General features: G+C 67.2%; 16 protein-coding genes. 4 read left to right on the top strand and 12 right to left on the bottom strand.

All coding sequences use genetic code 11. From position 1 onward, the window contains the following. Window positions 1-47 precede the first annotated feature (47 nt). Entirely contained in the window at window positions 48-1,748 is a 1,701-nt protein-coding gene (locus AC3RCE_RS16335; protein ID WP_218297656.1) for a hypothetical protein, read from the top strand. After that, complete coding sequence (locus AC3RCE_RS16340; RefSeq protein ID WP_369642785.1) at window positions 1,748-3,115, top strand: MATE family efflux transporter; 1,368 nt, start codon at window positions 1,748-1,750, stop codon at window positions 3,113-3,115. The genes AC3RCE_RS16335 and AC3RCE_RS16340 overlap by 1 nt, the downstream gene beginning before the upstream one ends. On the opposite strand, the gene phoR is transcribed toward AC3RCE_RS16340, so the two are convergent. From phoR to pstS, 7 genes are all read right to left on the bottom strand, one after another. Further along, window positions 3,069-4,412, bottom strand: a complete 1,344-nt coding sequence (gene phoR, locus AC3RCE_RS16345; protein ID WP_492253487.1) for a phosphate regulon sensor histidine kinase PhoR — start codon at window positions 4,410-4,412, stop codon at window positions 3,069-3,071. The two genes, AC3RCE_RS16340 and phoR, sit on opposite strands and share 47 nt — an antisense overlap. 74 nt (window positions 4,413-4,486) lie before the next feature. Further along, window positions 4,487-5,194 carry a phosphate regulon transcriptional regulator PhoB gene (gene phoB / locus AC3RCE_RS16350; RefSeq protein WP_142146933.1) on the bottom strand — a complete coding sequence of 236 codons (708 nt, stop codon included), beginning with the start codon at window positions 5,192-5,194 and terminating at the stop codon, window positions 4,487-4,489. Between the two features lie 20 nt (window positions 5,195-5,214). Beyond that, window positions 5,215-5,916 (bottom strand): phosphate signaling complex protein PhoU, encoded by a 702-nt coding sequence (gene phoU, locus AC3RCE_RS16355; RefSeq protein WP_010457902.1) that lies wholly within the window; start codon window positions 5,914-5,916, stop codon window positions 5,215-5,217. An 11-nt stretch (window positions 5,917-5,927) separates the two neighbouring features. Further along, complete coding sequence (gene pstB, locus AC3RCE_RS16360; RefSeq protein WP_218297659.1) at window positions 5,928-6,710, bottom strand: phosphate ABC transporter ATP-binding protein PstB; 783 nt, start codon at window positions 6,708-6,710, stop codon at window positions 5,928-5,930. Between the two features lie 58 nt (window positions 6,711-6,768). Next, entirely contained in the window at window positions 6,769-7,623 is an 855-nt protein-coding gene (gene pstA, locus AC3RCE_RS16365) for a phosphate ABC transporter permease PstA (RefSeq protein WP_492253488.1), read from the bottom strand. A 43-nt stretch (window positions 7,624-7,666) separates the two neighbouring features. Next, a complete protein-coding gene (gene pstC / locus AC3RCE_RS16370) occupies window positions 7,667-8,686 on the bottom strand; it encodes a phosphate ABC transporter permease subunit PstC (RefSeq protein ID WP_218297661.1) in 1,020 nt (339 codons plus the stop codon). A gap of 79 nt (window positions 8,687-8,765) precedes the next feature. After that, a complete protein-coding gene (gene pstS, locus AC3RCE_RS16375) occupies window positions 8,766-9,788 on the bottom strand; it encodes a phosphate ABC transporter substrate-binding protein PstS (RefSeq protein WP_218297662.1) in 1,023 nt (340 codons plus the stop codon). Between the two features lie 266 nt (window positions 9,789-10,054). Here pstS and AC3RCE_RS16380 point away from each other — a divergent pair, with 266 nt between their 5' ends. Then, a complete protein-coding gene (locus AC3RCE_RS16380; protein WP_492253489.1) occupies window positions 10,055-11,533 on the top strand; it encodes a Ppx/GppA phosphatase family protein in 1,479 nt (492 codons plus the stop codon). 62 nt (window positions 11,534-11,595) lie between these two features. Then, a complete protein-coding gene (locus AC3RCE_RS16385) occupies window positions 11,596-12,153 on the top strand; it encodes a hypothetical protein (RefSeq protein WP_218297664.1) in 558 nt (185 codons plus the stop codon). A 39-nt stretch (window positions 12,154-12,192) separates the two neighbouring features. Here the strand turns inward: AC3RCE_RS16385 and AC3RCE_RS16390 are convergent, their stop codons facing one another. From AC3RCE_RS16390 to AC3RCE_RS16410, 5 genes are all read right to left on the bottom strand, one after another. Next, window positions 12,193-12,657, bottom strand: coding sequence for a SixA phosphatase family protein (locus tag AC3RCE_RS16390; protein ID WP_218297665.1), 465 nt, complete (start codon window positions 12,655-12,657; stop codon window positions 12,193-12,195). Further along, on the bottom strand, window positions 12,654-14,714 hold the full coding sequence (gene ppk1, locus AC3RCE_RS16395; protein WP_492255395.1) for a polyphosphate kinase 1: 2,061 nt from the start codon (window positions 14,712-14,714) through the stop codon (window positions 12,654-12,656). The genes AC3RCE_RS16390 and ppk1 overlap by 4 nt, the downstream gene beginning before the upstream one ends. A gap of 165 nt (window positions 14,715-14,879) precedes the next feature. After that, window positions 14,880-15,968 carry a glycosyltransferase family 4 protein gene (locus AC3RCE_RS16400; protein WP_492253490.1) on the bottom strand — a complete coding sequence of 363 codons (1,089 nt, stop codon included), beginning with the start codon at window positions 15,966-15,968 and terminating at the stop codon, window positions 14,880-14,882. After that, entirely contained in the window at window positions 15,965-16,834 is an 870-nt protein-coding gene (locus AC3RCE_RS16405) for a UDP-2,3-diacylglucosamine diphosphatase (protein WP_218297668.1), read from the bottom strand. Before AC3RCE_RS16405 ends, AC3RCE_RS16400 begins: the two co-directional genes overlap by 4 nt. Further along, complete coding sequence (locus AC3RCE_RS16410; RefSeq protein ID WP_218341599.1) at window positions 16,834-17,670, bottom strand: GNAT family N-acetyltransferase; 837 nt, start codon at window positions 17,668-17,670, stop codon at window positions 16,834-16,836. The genes AC3RCE_RS16405 and AC3RCE_RS16410 overlap by 1 nt, the downstream gene beginning before the upstream one ends. Window positions 17,671-17,801 lie beyond the last annotated feature (131 nt).

A 17,801-nucleotide genomic window follows, 5' to 3' on the forward strand; every position in this document is an offset into this window, starting at 1 on the left:
CTTTTGCCTTTATTCTCGGTGGCTCCGCTTTTGCCGCCCCCTGACGCGTGAATCCACCGACCCCCGCCATCGTCACCCAGAACGCCGTCAGCCCCCTTCCACGCTGGGCGCTGATGCTGCTGTGCATCGCCTACGTCGTGCCGGGCTTCATCGGGCGCGATCCTTGGAAGAGCGCGGATGTCACGGCATTTGGGTACATGCTGGAGCTGGCACAGGGGCGCACTCCGTGGCTCAGCCCCTTGCTCGGGGGCATGCCTCCGGAAACCGAGGGGCTGCTTCCGTATTGGCTGGGTGCGTGGGCCATCCAGCTGGCGCCGCAGTGGGTGTCCGCCGAGATGGCCGTGCGCCTTCCGTTCGCGGCCCTGCTGGCGATCACCTTGACCGCCACCTGGTATGCCGTGTACTACCTCGCGCGCAGCCCGGGGGCCCAGCCCGTGGCCTTCGCCTTCGGCGGCGAAGCCAACCCGCCCGACTATGCCCGCGCCATCGCCGATGGCGGCCTGCTGGCCCTGATTGCCTGCCTGGGCCTGGCGCAGCTGTCGCATGAGGTGACGAGCTACCTGGCGCAGCTCAGTTGCACGGCGCTGCTCTTCTTCGCCGTGGCTGCCATGCCGCACCGCACGGTCGCGCCCGCCGTGGCGCTTGTCGCCGGCATGGCCGGCCTGACGCTGGCCGGGGCTCCCGCGCTCGCGGCCCTGCTCGGGCTGGGCAGCATGGCGGTGGTGGTGTATGCGCCCGGCAGCGGTTCCGACCGCCGCCTGCGGTGGGCGCTGGCCTTCGCGGCGGTCACGCTGGCGGCGGCGCTGCTGGCCTGGGGCCTGGACCTCTGGCGCTGGCGGATCGTGGGCTCCGGCTCCGGGGGCAAGGAGTGGCAGAGCCTGGCACGGCTGCTGCTGTGGTTTGGATGGCCCGCCTGGCCCCTGGCCCTGTGGACCCTGTGGCGCTGGCGCAAGCAGATCGTCAGCCGCCAGGGGCACCGGCACCTGCTGCTTCCGCTGTGGTTTGTGGCGGTATCCGTCGCCGCCACCGCCACCACCCAGCCCGCCGACCGGGCCTTGCTGCTGGGCCTGCCCGCCATGGCCGCGCTGGCGGCCTTCGCGCTGCCCACGCTGCGGCGCAGCGTGGGCGCCCTGATCGACTGGTTCACGCTGCTGTTCTTCACGGTGTCGGCGTTGGCGATCTGGGTCATCTGGATCGCCATGCAGACCGGGTTTCCCGCCAAGCCCGCCGCCAATGTGGCCAAGCTGGCCCCCGGCTTCGTGCCGGAGTTCTCCGCGCTGGCCCTGGTCGTGGCCCTGGCGGCCACCGTGGGCTGGTGCAGCCTGGTCTGGTGGCGCGCTTCGCGCGACCGGGCCCCGATCTGGAAAAGCCTGGTGCTGCCCGCCGGCGGCGCGGCGCTGGGCTGGCTGCTGCTCATGACGCTGTGGCTGCCGCTTCTGGACTACGCCCGCAGCTACCGGCCCCAGGTTCGCAGCGTGATGGCGGCACTCGGGCCGGCACCGGGCTGCGTGCAGACCGTGGGATTGAACCGCGCCCAGGTGGCGGCGCTGCAGTACCACGGCGGCCTTTCGCTGCAGCGGGCGGGACTGCAGGACGAGTGCGACTGGCTGGTGGCAGACATCGCGTCCTGGCCGCCTTCCGAGCGCATGGTCAACACGGCGCGCTGGGAAGCCCGGGCCACCATTCCCCGCCCCACCGACAAGAACGACCACCTCCTGGTGTTTCGCCGCGCAGGGCCTGCGCGCTGATGTCCGAACTGTCGGGCATCTCGCGCCACGCGGTGACGGTGCTGGCGGGGCAGCTGGCCGTGATGGCCTTTGGCGTCACGGACACCATCGTTGCCGGGCGCCATGCGGAATCCTCGCTGGCCGCGCTGTCGGTGGGTTCGGCCATCTTCATCAGCGTGTATGTGGCGCTGATCGGGATTCTGCAGGCCCTGTTGCCGGTATGGGCCGAGCAGCGCGGCGCCCGGCAGACCGACGCCCTGGGCCGCTCCCTGCGGCAGGCGCTGTACCTGTGCGGCGCGGCATCGCTGCTGGGAATGGCCATCCTGCTGTCGCCGGGGCCCCTGCTGCGCTGGACCGAGGTGCCCCCCGCCCTGCGCACCGAGGTGGAGAGCTACCTGGCCGTGCTGGCCCTGGCGCTGCCACCCGCCCTGCTCTTTCGGATCTACAGCACCCTGAACCAGGCCCTGGGCCGCCCCCAGCTGGTGACCTGGCTGCAGGTGGGATCGCTGCTCGTGAAGCTGCCCCTGTCGGTCTGGTTCACCTTCGGCGGCGGCGGGCTGCCCGCGCTGGGCGTGGTCGGATGCGCCTGGGCCACGCTGGTGGTCAACTGCAGCATGCTCGCGGTGGCGGTCTGGCTGCTGCGCACCCAGGATCTCTATGGGCCCCTGCGCATCTGGCGCCGCATGGAACCCCCTCACTGGCCCACCATCGCGGGCTTTGCCCGGCTGGGCATCCCGGCCGGGCTCGCGGTCATGGTCGAGGTGACCTCGTTCACGCTGATGGCCTTGTTCATCGCGCGCCAGGGCACCACGGCGTCGGCGGCCCACCAGATTGCGGCCAATGTGGCGGCCGTGCTCTACATGGTGCCGCTGTCGCTGGCGATCGCCACCAGCGCCCGCGTCAGCTACTGGCTGGGGGCGGGCGAACCTGCGCGGGCACGCCAGGTGGTTTTCATAGGTTTCAAGCTCTCAGCGCTGATCGGTATTGCGCTGGCAGCTATATTATTAATAGCAAAAGACCAGATTGGGGGCGTGTACTCCGGCAACACCGGCGTGGTGGCCCTGACGGGAGGGGTCATGGTGTGGGTGGCCGCCTACCACGCGGCCGATGCGCTGCAGACGCTGTGCGTCTTCGTGCTGCGCTGCTACCGCATTACGGTGGCGCCGCTGGTGGTGTATTGCGTGCTGCTGTGGGGCGCCGGCCTGGGGGGCGGCTACCTGCTGGCCTATCGTGGCCTGGGGCCGTGGGCCGCCGAGCCATCGCCTACGCCTTTCTGGGCCGCGAGCGCAGCGGCGCTGGTCGCGACGGCCGCGCTGTTCCTGGCGATGCTCTGGCGTGCGGTCAATCCGGCAGCGAGAAAACACGCAACCGGTTCGCCGGGAAGGTGACCGCGAACACCGAGCCCTTGCCCAGGGTGCTGGAGATGTCCAGCGTGGCGCCGTGCCGCTGCAGCACATGCTTGACGATGGCCAGTCCCAGGCCCGTGCCGCCGGTCTCGCGGGAACGGCTGCGGTCCACGCGGTAAAAGCGCTCCGTCAGGCGCGGCAGGTGTTCCGGCGCGATGCCCGGCCCCGTGTCCTGCACCGAGAAGACGGCACGGCCGTCCTCCTTGCGCTGCCAGGCCACCGTGATCGATCCACCCGCGGGCGTGTAGCGCACGGCGTTGCTGATGAGGTTGGACAGCGCGCTCTGCAGCTCGGCGGGCACGCCCGCGATATCGCCTTCGGCATGCAGGCTGTCCACGGCCGGAAAAATCATCACATGCTGGCGCGGCTGGTTCTGCGTGAGCAGGGCGGACAATGCGCGGCCCTCTTCCTCGCACCGCTGCATCAGCGCCTGCACGGGCGTCCACTCCGCCATGCCGGGCGGCGGGCTGCCCTCCAGGCGCGACAGAGTCAGCAGGTCCTGCACCACGCTTTGCATGCGCAGCGCCTGCTGCGCCATCATGCCCAGGTAGCGCGCTCGCTCATCGGCATTCAGCGGCAGGGTCTGCAGGGTCTCGACGAAACCGGCCAGCACCGTCAGGGGCGTGCGGATCTCATGGGACACATTGGCCACGAAGTCACGCCGCATGGCCTCGGCCTGCTCCAGCGCCGTGACATCGCGCGACAGCAGCAAGGTGCGCCCGTCCCCGTAGGGGTGCAGGTGCACCGAGATGCGCACGGGCCGCGAGGGCGTGCTGAAGCGCCCTTCCAGCACCACATCGTGGGTGAAGTCCTGGACGGCGAAGTAGGCCGTGAACTCGGGGTCGCGCACCAGGTTGCCGATCGATTGCATCACATCGCGCTGGGCATCAAAACCAAACTGGTTGGCCGCCATCTGGTTGCACCACTCGATCCGGCCCTGCGCATCCAGCAAGACCACGCCGTTGGGCGTGGCCTGCAGCGCCGCCAGGATTTCCTGCAGCCGGTCCTGGCTGTCGCGGATCTGCGCCTGCTGCCTGCGCAGAAGGCGCCGAGCGCGGTCCGCCGCCTCGCCCCAGATGCCGCGCATGGCAGGCACTTCCGCCAGGTCGCCCGTGCGCAGCCAGCGCAGCACGCGGGCACCGCGCAGCAGGTCCCATACAAACCAGGCCCAGCCCGCCAAGGCTGCGCCCAGGGCCGCGCCCCAGGGGCCGCCCTGCCACCATCCCAGGCTACCACCCGCCATCTGCCAGAGCAGGAAATACGAAATACGCCACAGCATGCGGTCAGCTCAGCCTTCTTATCAACGCCAGGGGCGCAACCCGTGCACCCCATCCAAACATCAGGCCTGCGCCATCACGCCTGCAACTGCACCTGCGGCTGGGCCGTGAGCCGGTAGCCTGCCCCGCGCACGGTTTCCACCATGACGGATGCGGCACCCAGCGCTTCACGCAGCCGCTTGACATGCACATCCACCGTGCGCTCCTCGATGAACACATGGTCGCCCCACACCTTGTCGAGCAGCTGCGAGCGGCTGTGCACGCGCTCGGCGTGTTTCATCAGGAAGTGCAGCAGCTTGAACTCGGTGGGGCCCACCTTGAGCGGCTGGCCCTGGAAGGTCACGCGGTAGGTGCCGGCATCCAGCACCAGCTCGCCGATGGTCACGCTGTCGCTGACCTGCTCGGGCGCACGGCGGCGCAGCACCGCGCGGATGCGGGCCAGCAGCTCCTGCGTGGAAAATGGCTTGGTGATGTAGTCGTCGGCACCGGCATCCAGCCCCGCCACCTTGTCGGGCTCGTCGCCACGGGCGGTGAGCATGAGGATGGGGATGGGCTTGGTACGGCTGTCGGCACGCCATTTGCGGGCCAGCGACAGGCCGCTTTGGCCCGGCAGCATCCAGTCCAGCAGGATGACATCCGGCAGCACGGCGTCGAGCTCGCGCTGGGCGGAGTCGCCGTCTTCCGCCCAGAAGGGCTGGAATCCGTTGTGGCGCAGATTGACGGCAATCAGCTCGGCAATCGCGGGTTCGTCCTCCACGATGAGGACGCGTGGGAGCTTTCTCATAGGTGTGCCAAAGCCCTTTCTTACAGCACGGCCGACTCGATCTCGTCGAGGGCAGTGTGGCGCACATCCTTGCCCTTGACCAGATAGATGATCAGCTCGGCCACGTTCTTGGAATGGTCACCGATGCGCTCGATGGCCTTGGCCAGGAACAACAGGTCCAGGCTGGGCGAGATGGTGCGCGGGTCTTCCATCATGTAGGTGATGAGCTTGCGCACGAAGCCGTCGAATTCCTTGTCGATGAGGTCATCCTCCTTGAGGATGGCCACGGCCGCCTTGACGTCCAGCCGCGCGAACGCGTCCAGCGTCTTGCGCAGCTGGCCCGAGGCCAGCTCGGCTGCCACGCGCAGGTCGCTCGACGGCAGCGAACGCGGGGCGCCGCCTTCGATGATGGAGCGCACCATGCGCGCCATCTTGTTGGCCTCGTCGCCCATGCGCTCGAGGTTGGCCGTGGCCTTGGAGAAGGCCAGCAGCAGGCGCAAATCGCGCGCGGTGGGCTGGCGGCGGGCGATGATGGAGGAGAGCTCCTGGTCGATCTCGACCTCCATCGCATTGATGCGGGTCTCCATCGAGGCCACGGTCTCCACGGCCTCCAGGCTGAACTGGGACAGCGCGTAGACCGCCTGCCGGATCTGCGATTCCACCAGCCCCCCCATCTCCATGACACGGGCGGACACGCTGTTGAGTTCGCTGTCGAACTGGGACGAAAGATGTTTATCGGGCATCTGCTGTCTCCTTAGCCGAAACGGCCGGTAATGTAGTCTTCGGTTTCCTTGCGCTCGGGCTTGAAGAAGATCTGTTCGGTGGCACCGAACTCGATCATCTCGCCGAGGTACATGTAGGCGGTGTAGTCGCTGCAGCGGGCGGCCTGCTGCATGTTGTGCGTCACGATGGCGATGGTGTAGTCGTGCTTGAGCTCGTCGATCAGCTCTTCGATCTTGGCGGTGGACAGCGGGTCCAGCGCCGAGGTGGGCTCGTCGAGCAGGAGCACCGAGGGCTTGACGGCCACGCTGCGCGCGATGCACAGGCGCTGCTGCTGGCCGCCGGACAGGGACAGGCCGCTCTGGTGCAGCTTGTCCTTCACCTCGGTCCACAGCGCGGCCTTGGACAGCGCCCATTCCACGCGGTCGTCCATCTCGCTCTTGCTCAGCGTCTCGTAGAGCTTCACGCCGAAGGCGATGTTGTCGTAGATGGACATGGGAAACGGCGTGGGCTTCTGGAACACCATGCCGATGCGCGCGCGCAGCAGGTTGATGTCCTGCTTGGGGTCCAGGATGTCCTGGCCGTAGAAGTTGATCGAGCCTTCCGCACGCTGGCCCGGGTACAGGCTGTACATGCGGTTGAGCGTGCGCAGCAGGGTGGACTTGCCGCAGCCCGAAGGGCCGATGAAGGCGGTGACCTTGTGTTCCGCGATGTTGAGGCTGACATTGCGCAGCCCTTGGAACTTGCCGTAGAAGAAGCTCAGGTTGCGCAGTTCCAGCGCATTCTTGCTGGCGGTGGCGGTAGCGGTGGCGTTCATTGTCAATTCCTGAAAATGGAGGCGGTCTGTATCTGCAATGGGGAGGGCTGGCGTGGGGTCAGACGCGGTTCTTTTCGCGCAGGAAGACCCGTGCCACGACGTTGAGGATCAGCACCGACAGCGTGATGAGCAAGGCACCGCCCCAGGCCAGGCGCACCCAGTTCTCATAGGGGCTCAGGGCAAACTGGAAGATCACCACCGGCAGGTTGGCCATGGGGGCGTTCATGTTGGTGCTGAAGAACTGGTTGTTGAGCGCGGTGAACAGCAGGGGCGCCGTCTCGCCGCTGATGCGGGCCACCGCCAGCAGCAGGCCGGTCATCACGCCGCTGCGCGCGGCGCGCAGGGTGACCATGGTGGACACCTTCCAGCGCGGCGCGCCGAGCGCGAAGGCCGCTTCGCGCAGGCTGCCGGGCACCAGGCGCAGCATGTTCTCGGTGGTGCGCACCACCACGGGCACGGCGATCAGCGACAGCGCCAGGCTGCCAGCCCAGCCCGAGAAGTTGCCCACCGTGGCCACGGCAATCGCGTAGACGAAGAGCCCGAGCACGATGGACGGGGCCGACAGCATGATGTCGGTCACGAAACGGGTGAGTTCGGCCGTCTTGCTCTGGTCGCCGTATTCCGCCAGGTACACGCCCGCCAGAACACCGATCGGCGTCGATACCAGCACGGTGAAGCCCACCATCATGAGGCTGCCGACGATGGCGTTGGCCAGGCCGCCGCCCTCGGAGCCCGGTGCCGGCGTGGACTGGGTGAACATGTTCAGGTCCAGCGCGGCCAGGCCGTTGGCCAGCAGCACGCTCAGTATCCACAGCAGCACGAACAGGCCCAGCACCATCGCGCCCAGGGACAGGGTCAGGCCGACGGCGTTGGAGCGCTGGCGCTTTTTGTAGAGTTGTTGGTTGAATTCCATGGAGCTTGTCTCAAAGGAGGTTCATGGGCAGTGCGGCGCGGGCTCAGAGGCCCTTGGCCTTTTCGGCGCGCAGCATCATGATCTTGGCGGCCGACAGGACCACGAACGTGATCACGAACAGCAGGAAACCGAGGGCAAACAGCGTGGAGAGGTGGAAATCCGCCGCCTCGCCAAATTCATTGGCCAGCGTGGAGGCAATGGACGTCCCAGGCGAAAACAGCGAAGTGGGCATGCGGTTGGCATTGCCGATCACGAAGGTCACCGCCATGGTCTCGCCCAGGGCGCGGCCCAGGCCCAGCATGACGCCGCCGATCACGCCCTTTTGCGTATAGGGCAGCACGACGCGGCGCACCACCTCCCAGGTCGTGCAGCCCAGGCCGTAGGCCGACTCGCGCAGGATGGGCGGGACGATCTCGAACACATCGCGCATCACGGCCGCCACGAAGGGCAGCACCATGAACGCCAGCACGATGCCGGCGGCCAGGATGCCGAAACCGTTGGTGCTGCCGCCAAACAGGAAGCCCACCAGCGGCATCGAGCCCAGCAGCTTCTGCACCGGCATCTGGAAGTAGTCGGCAAACAGCGGGGCGAACACGAACAGGCCGAACATGCCGTAGATGATCGAAGGCACGGCCGCCAGCAACTCCACCGCCGTGCCCAGCGGGCGCCGCAGCCAGACCGGGCAGGTTTCCGTGAGGAAAAGGGCGATGCCGAAAGCCAGGGGCACCGCGATCAGCAGCGCGATGCCGGCGCTCGCCAGGGTGCCGACGATGGCAATCGCGGCACCGAATTCTTCATTGATGATGTCCCATTCCACGCGCCAGATGAACTGGACTCCGAACTTGTGGAATGTCGGCCACGCGTAGACAAAAAGGGAAACGATGATGCCCAGCAGCGCCGCGAGCACCAGCAGCGACAGACTTTGGGTCAGGCGATGGAAAAAGATGTCCTGCAGGCGCTGCCGCCTGGCAATCGATACCATGGACTCTGTGGGGGCGTCCGTCGTCTTGACGGACACAGGTTGCGAACTCATGGTGGTTCCCACGCTCATGTTGACTCCCATCTGGCTTCTGGAGGCCCCACAAACCAGCACCCATCAGCCAGACCAGCCGGCCGATGGGGGGTATTCTGGGGCAACTGGCTTACTTCTTGATCTGCGACCAGACCTTGGAGCGGATCTCGGCGGTCAGGCTGTCGGGCAGCGGAACATAGTCCAGTTCCGTGGCCATGCCCTTGCCGTTCTTGAACGCCCACTCGAAGAACTTCAGCACTTCGGCCGACTGCGCCTTGTCGGCGGGATCCTTGTACATCAGGATGAAAGAAGCGGTGCTGACGGGCCAGCTGTCCGCGCCCTTGGCGTTGACCATCGAGATGCCCATGCCCGGCACGCTGAACCAGTCGGCGCTGGCGGCGGCGGCCGCAAAAGTCTTGTCGTCAGGGCTCACGTACTTGCCGTCTGCATTCTGCAGTTGCAGGAAGTTCATGTTGTTCTTCTTGACGTAGGCGTATTCCACGTAGCCGACAGCGCCCTTCACCCGGGTCACGTTGGCGGCCACGCCTTCGTTGCCCTTGCCGCCCACGGACGAAGCGGCAGGCCACTTCACGGCCGCCCCCTTGCCCACGGAATCAGCCCACTCCTTGCTGACCGCCGACAGGTAGTCGGTCCAGTTGAAGGTGGTGCCCGAACCATCCGCGCGGTGTACCACGGTGATGTTCTGGTCGGGCAGGGTCTTGCCAGGATTCAGCGCGGCGAGCTTGGCATCGTTCCACTTGGCGATCTTGCCCAGGAAGATGTCCGCCAGCACGGGGCCCGTCACGCGCAGTTCGCCGGGCTTGAAGCCGTCCAGGTTGATCACGGGCACCGTGCCGCCGATGATGGCGGGAAACTGCACCATGCCGTCCTTGTCCAGGTCGGCGCCGGACACGGGCGCATCGGTGGCGCCGAAAGCCACGGTCTTGGCGCGGATCTGGCGGATGCCGCCGGAAGATCCGATGGACTGGTAGTTCAGGCCCGTGCCCGTTTCCTTCTTGTAGGCCTCGGCCCACTTGGCGTACATGGGGAACGGAAAGGTCGCGCCTGCACCAGTGATGTCCGCCGCAAAGGCACTGCCCACAGCCATGGTGGCCAGTGCGACAGCGACGGTTTTGAGAAATGTGCGTTTCATTATTCAGTACCTTTTGGCTAGGGTTAACAGGAACAGCACGAACTCTAGGCCCCCAAGATGACAATTCGGTGACACAAGGCACCCGTCGCACAGAGCCGCCACACGGTCATCCAGCGCCGCGCGCACCGTCATGAATCTGTCACACGGTCCACGGACACTGGGCGGCTCGCGATCAGCACCCGCCTCCATGAGGGAGACGACGGGTGCCGCACCGATGCACCTGACGCTCGCGGTACGATGCCGAACGAAGCTCCCACCAGAAATACATGCAGAACGGCACACGCCTCGCCGCGGTCGACCTCGGCTCCAATAGTTTTCGCCTTGAAATCGGGCGCTATGAGTTCGGACATATCCAGCGGGTGGAATACCTCAAGGAAACCGTGCGCCAGGGCAACGGCCTCGATGAAGACCGCAATCTGACGCGCGACGCCATGGAGCGTGGCTGGGCCTGCCTGGCACGATTCGGGGAGCGGCTGGCGGGGTTTCCCCGTGCCCAGGTCCGAGCCGTGGCGACCCAGACGCTGCGCGAGGCACGCAATCGGGACGAGTTCCTGTCACGCGGCAGCGAGGTGCTGGGCTATCCGATCGATGTGGTGTCGGGCCCGGAAGAAGCACGGCTGATCTACCAGGGGGTGGCCCGCCTGCTGCCGCAATCCGACGAGCGCCGCCTGGTCGTGGACATCGGAGGGCGTTCCACGGAGCTCATCCTGGGCCAGCAGTTCACACCCTACTCCGTGGCCTCGTACCGCGTGGGCAGCGTGGCCTGGTCGCAGCGCTACTTCGCCAACGGCGAATTCACGGCCCAGGCGTTCCTGGCCGCCGAGATCGCGGCCAAGGCCGTGCTGGACGAAGCGCTGGAAACCTTCCGCCCCGAGACCTGGGACGTGTCTTACGGCTCCTCCGGCACCGCGGGCGCCGTGGGTGACATCCTGGCCGCCGCCGGCGGCCCGCAGGGCCTCATCACGCGGGACGGGCTGGGCTGGCTGCACGAGCGCCTGCTGCGCGCCCAGTCTGCCGACCGCGTGCGCCTGGAAGGGCTGAAGGAAGAGCGGCGCGCCGTCATCGGCGGGGGAATCAGCGTGCTGCGCGCCGTCTTCGACCTGCTGGGCATCGAGCACATGCAGGTGGCACAGGGCGCCTTGCGCCAGGGCGCCCTCTACGACCTGCTGGACAGAGAGCAACCCGGCACCGACCTGCGTACCACCACCGTCAATGGACTCATGCAGCGGTTTGGCGTGGACATGGAGCACGCGGAACGGGTGGCGCGCACCGCGTGTGCCCTGTTCGAGCAGGCCACGCCCGGCGACAGCGAGCGAGCGTCGCGCAAGCTTGACTGGGCGGCGCGGCTGCACGAGATCGGCTGCCGCATATCCCACAGCGACTACCACCGCCACGGCGCCTACATCCTGGACAACACCGATGCCGCCGGGTTTGCCGTTCCCGAACTGCATCGCCTGGGCGTGCTGGTGCAGGGACAGCGCGGCAAGGTGCGCAAGCTCGGCGCGGACCTGCAAGATCCTGTCTTCGTGCTGCAGTTGCTGAGCCTGCGCCTGTCCGTGGCGCTGTGCCATGCGCGCCGCGATCCGGACACGGCAGGCCTCTCATTGCAAGCCGAAGGGCCGCGTTTTCTCCTGCGCGCCCGCCCCGGCTGGGCTGCGGCCTTTCCGCAGTCTGCGCACCTTCTTCGCGAGGAAGTCCAGGCCTGGCAGAAGACGCCCTGGGAACTGGTGGTTGACCTTCCCTGAGCATTGGCAATAAACTATATAAACTGTTTATACCGTTTATTTATTGACCCACTGCCTTCATCATGACCACCACCAGCGCCACACCACCCGCCCCGTCCGCCCCCGCAGTCACAGCCACAGCGCCCGCAAAACCTGCCAAGCCCTCTGCCGCGGTAGCCGCCAAATCACCCGCCAAGGCAGCGGCTCCCGCCAAGCAGGCCAGGAAAGCGGGCGCGAAGCCCGCTGCTGCCGCCCCCAAGGCGAAAGGGGCCAGCTCTAAGAAGGCTGCGGCCGCGCCCCAGCCCGCCAAAGCAAAAGCACCCACGCCGCAGGCTGCCCCGGACACCAAGGCCAAGAAGCCCAAGCTGGTGCGTGACAGCTTTACCATCCCGAAGGATGAATACGCCGTCATCGAGACACTGAAGCAGCGCTCTGCGGCGCTCGCGCAGCCCGTGAAGAAGAGCGAGCTGTTGCGCGCCGGCCTGAAGGTGCTGGCGGCGATGTCCGACAGCGCACTGCGCACCGCAGTGCAGGCCGTGCCGTCCATCAAGACGGGACGCCCCAGGGCCCAAGCGGCCGCAGCCCCCGTCGCCGCGGCCGCACCGGCCGCCAGGACCGCCGCCAAGGCCACGCGCAAGTGAGCCGGTCTGCGCCGGGGACGGCCCCTGGCGCAACCGGCATCAAACAAACTCGGGCGACTGAACGGCGATCAGCAATGTCTGGCTTTGGTCCAGCCGTTGCCGCTGCCTCAGCCACCAGACCGAGCCCTTGCGCACGGCGCATTCCGAAGCCTGCAGTCCCATCAGTTGGGCGATGGTCTGCCCCAGCATGGGCTGGTGGCCCACGATCAGCACCGTGCCCTTGGCGCGCGGCCACTGTGCGAGGTCCAGCAGTTCCTGCGGCGTCCCGCCCGGCAGCAGCTCGGCCCGCATCTTGAACTTGCGCCCCAGGGCGCTGGCCGTCTGCTCGGTGCGCCGCGAGGGGCTGGCCAGCACGCGCAGGCCCTCGGGCAGCTGCCGGTCCAGCCATGCAGCCATGCGCGCTGCCTGCTTTTCGCCCCGCGGCGTCAAGGCCCGCGCCAGGTCATCACCCCCCTCAGCGGCTTCTTCCGCCTCCGCATGTCGCCACAGGATGAGATCCATCATGCTGTCCCTTGATCGAGTTGCGCCGGGGAAGGGGCCGGTCCGTAGCGGACCATCAGGGCGTCCTGGGCGCCCACTCCGTCCTCGGGGCGGGGTGCCCGGTCATAGCCTCCCTGCGCATTCAGCGTCCATGCGTCCCGGTCATCGTGCAGGTAGGCCACCAGGCACTCGTCAACGATCTGCTGCCGCAGGCGCGGGTCCGTCACGGGCCAGGCCAGTTCCACGCGCCGCATCATGTTGCGGTTCATCCAGTCGGCACTGGAAAGGTACAGGTCCTCGTCGCTGCCGCAGCGGAAGTAGAAGACCCGCGTGTGCTCGAGGAAGCGGCCGATCACCGAGCGCACCCGGATGTTGTCGGTCACCCCGGGCACCTGGGCCGCGAGCATGCAGGCCCCGCGCACGATGAGGTCGATGCGCGCTCCGCGCTGGGCGGCCAGAATCAGCGCGCGCATCAAGGCTTCATCGGTCAGGGCATTCATCTTGGCCACGATGCGCGCATCCTCTCCCCGGCTCGCGGCCTGCCCCACCTGCTCGATCTTCTCCAGCATGCGCCGGTGCAGATGGAACGGCGCCAGCATCAGCTTGCGCAGCTTGGGCGGGCGGTTCTGGCTCGCGAGGTGGTTGAACACCCCGTCCATGTCCGCCGTGGTTTCCTCGTCGGCAGTGAGATAGCTCAGGTCGGTATAGAGCCGTGCCGTGCGCACGTTGTAGTTGCCGGTGGACAGGTGCCCGTACCGCCGCAGCTGGCGCCCTTCCCTGCGCGTGACCAGCAGCATCTTGGCATGTGTCTTGAGCCCCACCACGCCATACACCACCTGCGCGCCAATCGACTCCAGCGCCTCGGCCCAGTTGATGTTGGCTTCCTCATCAAAGCGGGCCTTGAGTTCCACGACCGCCATGACCTCCTTGCCCCGGCGCACGGCCTCGGTCAGCAGGTCCATGAGTTCGGAATCGCCACCGGTGCGGTAGATCGTCTGCTTGATGACGAGGACGTCGGGATCGTTGACGGCCTCGCGCAGGAAGGCGAGCAGTCCGTCGAAGCTCTCGAACGGCTGGTGGATCAGCACGTCGCGCTGGCGCAGCTGCTCCATGATGGACACTCCGGCCTGCAATTGCCGTGGCCAGGCGGAATTCCAGGTCGGAAACAGCAGGGCGGGCGCATCCACCAGGTCCACCAGCTGGGTCAGGCGCACCAGATTCACGGGCCCGGGTACCCGGTACAAGGCGGCGGGGGGCAAGGCAAACTGCGCCAGCAAAAAGTCGGACAGGAATTGCGAACATCCCGCGGACACTTCCAGCCGGACGGCCTGCCCATAGTGCCTGTGCTGCAAGCCCTGGCGCAGGGCTGTCCGCAGATTGCGCACATCCTCCTCGTCCAGCGCGAGGTCGGAATGGCGCGTCACCCGGAATTGCGAGAACTCCGTCACCTCGCGCCCCGGAAAGAGCTCGTCCAAGTGTGCCCGCACGATGCTGGAAAGGCTCACGAAAAGCGCTTCCGAGGGTGCCACGCGGGCAGGCATGCGGATCAGCCTGGGCAGGGCCCTGGGAACCTTGACGATGGCGATCTCGTTCTCTCGCCCGAATGCATCGTGCCCCTTCAGGCGCACGATGAAGTTCAGGGACTTGTTGGCCACCTGGGGAAAGGGGTGCGCGGGGTCCAGCCCCACCGGGATCAGCAGCGGCCGCACCTCGCCCACGAAATACTCGTGGACCCAGCGCTTCTGGGCGGGCGAACGCTCCCCATGCCCGACGATCCGGATGCCATGGGCGGCAAACGCAGGCACCAGGGACTCGTTGTACAGCGTGTACTGCCGGTCCACCAGCCCGTGCACCTTGGCGGCCACGGCTTCGAAGGATGCCGTCGAATAAAGGCCCTGGGTCTCGCCTTTCTGGGCCGCGGTGATGTGCGGCGCGGCACGCACTTCAAAAAACTCGTCCAGGTTGGACGACACGATGCACAGGTAGCGCAGCCGCTCCAGCAGCGGCACATCCGCTCTCACGGCCCAGTCGAACACCCGTTCGTTGAACGCGAGGATGCTGTGGTCCCTGTCCAGGAACATGTGCGGTGGCGCCGCAGTGGGCGCGGCTGCCGGTGCGTGGCCCACGCCGCCGTCGCGTGGCGCCGGCGTGGCATCGGGACTGTCACACGACAGGGCAACAGCGTCATCAGGGGGCAAGGGCAACATGGATACGCAAGCGCGGCGAGTGCAGGATGGCTGCAGTATTTAACGCCCAGATGACAAAGATGTGACAGGCTCCGTGACAGTCACACGCGCCATGCCCTGGGTCCGGGCAGGAACCAGGTACTGCTCGAACAGCCGCGCGGCGTGGGCCCATGTGAAATCGAGCGCACGCGCCCGGGCGTCGGAGCGGGCAATCGCCAGCGCTTCCTGGCTTGCAGTCAGCAAATCGTCATGCAGCACGCCCCCCCGTGCCGGCTGGCCAGGATGTGCACCCAGCACTTCCATCGGCCCGTCCACGGGGAAAGCGGCCACCGGCGTTCCGCAGGCCATGGCCTCGAGCATGACCAGCCCGAAGGTTTCAGAACGGCTGGGAAACACAAAAACATCCGCCGCCGCATACACCTGTGCCAGTGCCGGGCGGTCCAGGATGCCCAGCCAGCGGACCTGCGGGTACCTGGCCTTCAGGCGCGCCTCCAGCGGGCCGACACCACACACCACCTTGGAGCCGGGCATGTCCAGCCGGAGGAAGGCCTCGATGTTCTTTTCGTACGAGATCCGTCCCACGTACAAGGCCACGGGATGGGCCAGGGCCCCCATGAGCGGGCTGGGGGTGGTGGCGCCGTGGAACGCGAAAGCCTGCGTGTCAACGCCATGGGTCCACAGGCGCAGGTTGCGAAATCCCCGGTGCTCCAGCATCTGCAGGACGCCGTGCGTCGGCACCATCACGCCCGATGACGGGCGATGGAAATGACGGAACAGCGCGTACCCCCATCCAAGCGGCACCCGCAAGGCCGCATTCAGTATTTCCGGGAAACGGGTATGGAATGCCGTGGTGAATGCCAGGCCCTTGCGCAGGCAGTAGCGGCGCCCCGCCCAGCCCAGCGGCCCTTCGGTGGCCAGGTGGATGGCGTCGGGCTCCATCGCATCCAGCATCCCTGCCACGCGCTGCGCGGGCCGCACGGCCAGATCGATCCCTGCATAGCCAGGGCACGGGCGCGTTGCGAACTGGCCGGGATGCAGCACCTGGACCGCGTGCCCGGCGGCTTCCAGCTCCCGCACCAGCTCCAGCAGCGTGGTGACGACCCCGTTGACCTGGGGAAGCCAGGCATCTGTCAGCAAGGCGATTTTCATAGGGCAACGGCGGCCTCGGTCCGCGATGTGTCGGCGAAGGGAGAAGCGGGCCACTGGAGCAGTTCCAGCCGGCCGTCCAGGTGTTCGACCAGCGCGGTGTGGCTTTCCACCCAGTCGCCGTCATTGCAATACAGGGTTCCGCCGATCTCCCGCATCTCCGCGCGGTGGATATGGCCGCACACCACGCCGTCATGTCCCCTGCGGCGCGCCTCGGCGGCCACGGCCACTTCAAAGTCGGTCACGTAGTTGAGCGCCTTCTTGACCTTGCCCTTCAGGTAGGCCGACAGCGACCAGTAGGGCAGCCCCATGCGGGCGCGCAAGGTGTTGAGGTGCCGGTTGAGCCGCAGCGTGAACTCATACAGGTTGTCCCCCAGGTAGGCCAGCCACTTGGCGCACTGGATCACTCCGTCAAAGTGGTCTCCGTGCGTGACCCACAGGCTGCGGCCGTCCGCCGTGGTGTGCACCGCCTCGGCCAGCACTTCGATGCCGCCGAACGAGTGGCCGACAAAGGCGCGTGCAAACTCGTCATGGTTGCCAGGCACGAAGACCACCCGGCATCCCTTGCGCGCGCGCCGCAGGAGCTTTTGCACGACATCGTTGTGGGCCTGGGGCCAGAACCACTTGCGGCGCAGCTGCCAGCCGTCGACGATGTCGCCCACGAGGTAGAGGTGGTCGCTGGGGTGGTGCTTGAGAAAGTCCAGCAGCGCGACCGCCTGGCACCCCGGGGTGCCCAGGTGCAAATCCGAAATGAAGACCGCGCGGTACCGGCGATGACCCGCCGCGAAGGCATGTGCGTCGTCGGCCATGTCCTCGTGGCCCACGGACGGTTCCATCCAGGGGCCCAGGGCATCGAACGCGGTGCGCATCAGGCCCCCAGGAAATGCTTGCGGTAGCGGGGGTGAAGGTCCGCCAGGCGCATCAGCATCGGCAGGTCCGCGGTGTTGAAGTCCGGGTCCCAGGCTGGAGCGCCCAGCACGCGCGCGCCCAAGCGCAGGTAGCCCTTGATGAGCGCCGGGGGCTCCACCGTGATCGAACCGTCCAGCTGCTCGACGGGCAGCGGCAGCCGGGGAAGCACGTGGTATTCGATGGGAGCCAGGTGTGTCTTGCGCACCTGCTGCCAGATGCTCGCGGCCGCGTCGCCGCTGACGACGCCGTTGTGCAGCATGGGGATGCTGGCGCAGCCGATCATCGTGTCGAGCTGGTTGCGCACCATGAAGTCCGCCAGCGCGCTCCACAGCGCCATGATCACGCCGCCGTGGCGGTGGTCGGGGTGCACGCAGCTGCGGCCCAGCTCCACCATGCGCGGGCGCAGGGAGCGCAGCCGCGTCAGGTCGAACTCGGTGTCGCTGTAGGTGCCGCCGACGCGCCGGGCCTGTGCGGGAGTGAGCACGCGGTAAGTCCCAATGACTTGCTGGCTCTGGGCGTCGCGCACCAGCAGGTGCTCGCAATAGTCGTCGAACAGGTCCACGTCGTGGCCGGGGATGGGGGTCGTCAATCGAGCGCCCATCTCCGCCGCGAACACATCGAACCGCAACCGCTGCGCCTGGCGCACCTCATCTTCATGCCGCGCCCATGCCACCTCGATGGCCCCCCGCGCCGCCACCGGCTGCAGGGCGCCGGGCATGGCAGCCGTGCCGCGAAGCGGCCGCTGGGGAACGATTTCGGCGGACAGGGGCGGCGTCAAGGTGGGCAGCTCATTCATGGTGCAACATCTCCTTGTGTCAGGACGGGTTCGGCTGGAGGCCCCAACCATGGGCTGGGAACCGTTTCCCCTGGGCACGAGTGTGAAATTGCCGCGTGACGCCGCCATGTCGGCCGCATGTCAATCCCATG

It is taken from the genome of Acidovorax sp. GW823-FHT05D11 (assembly GCF_058795695.1).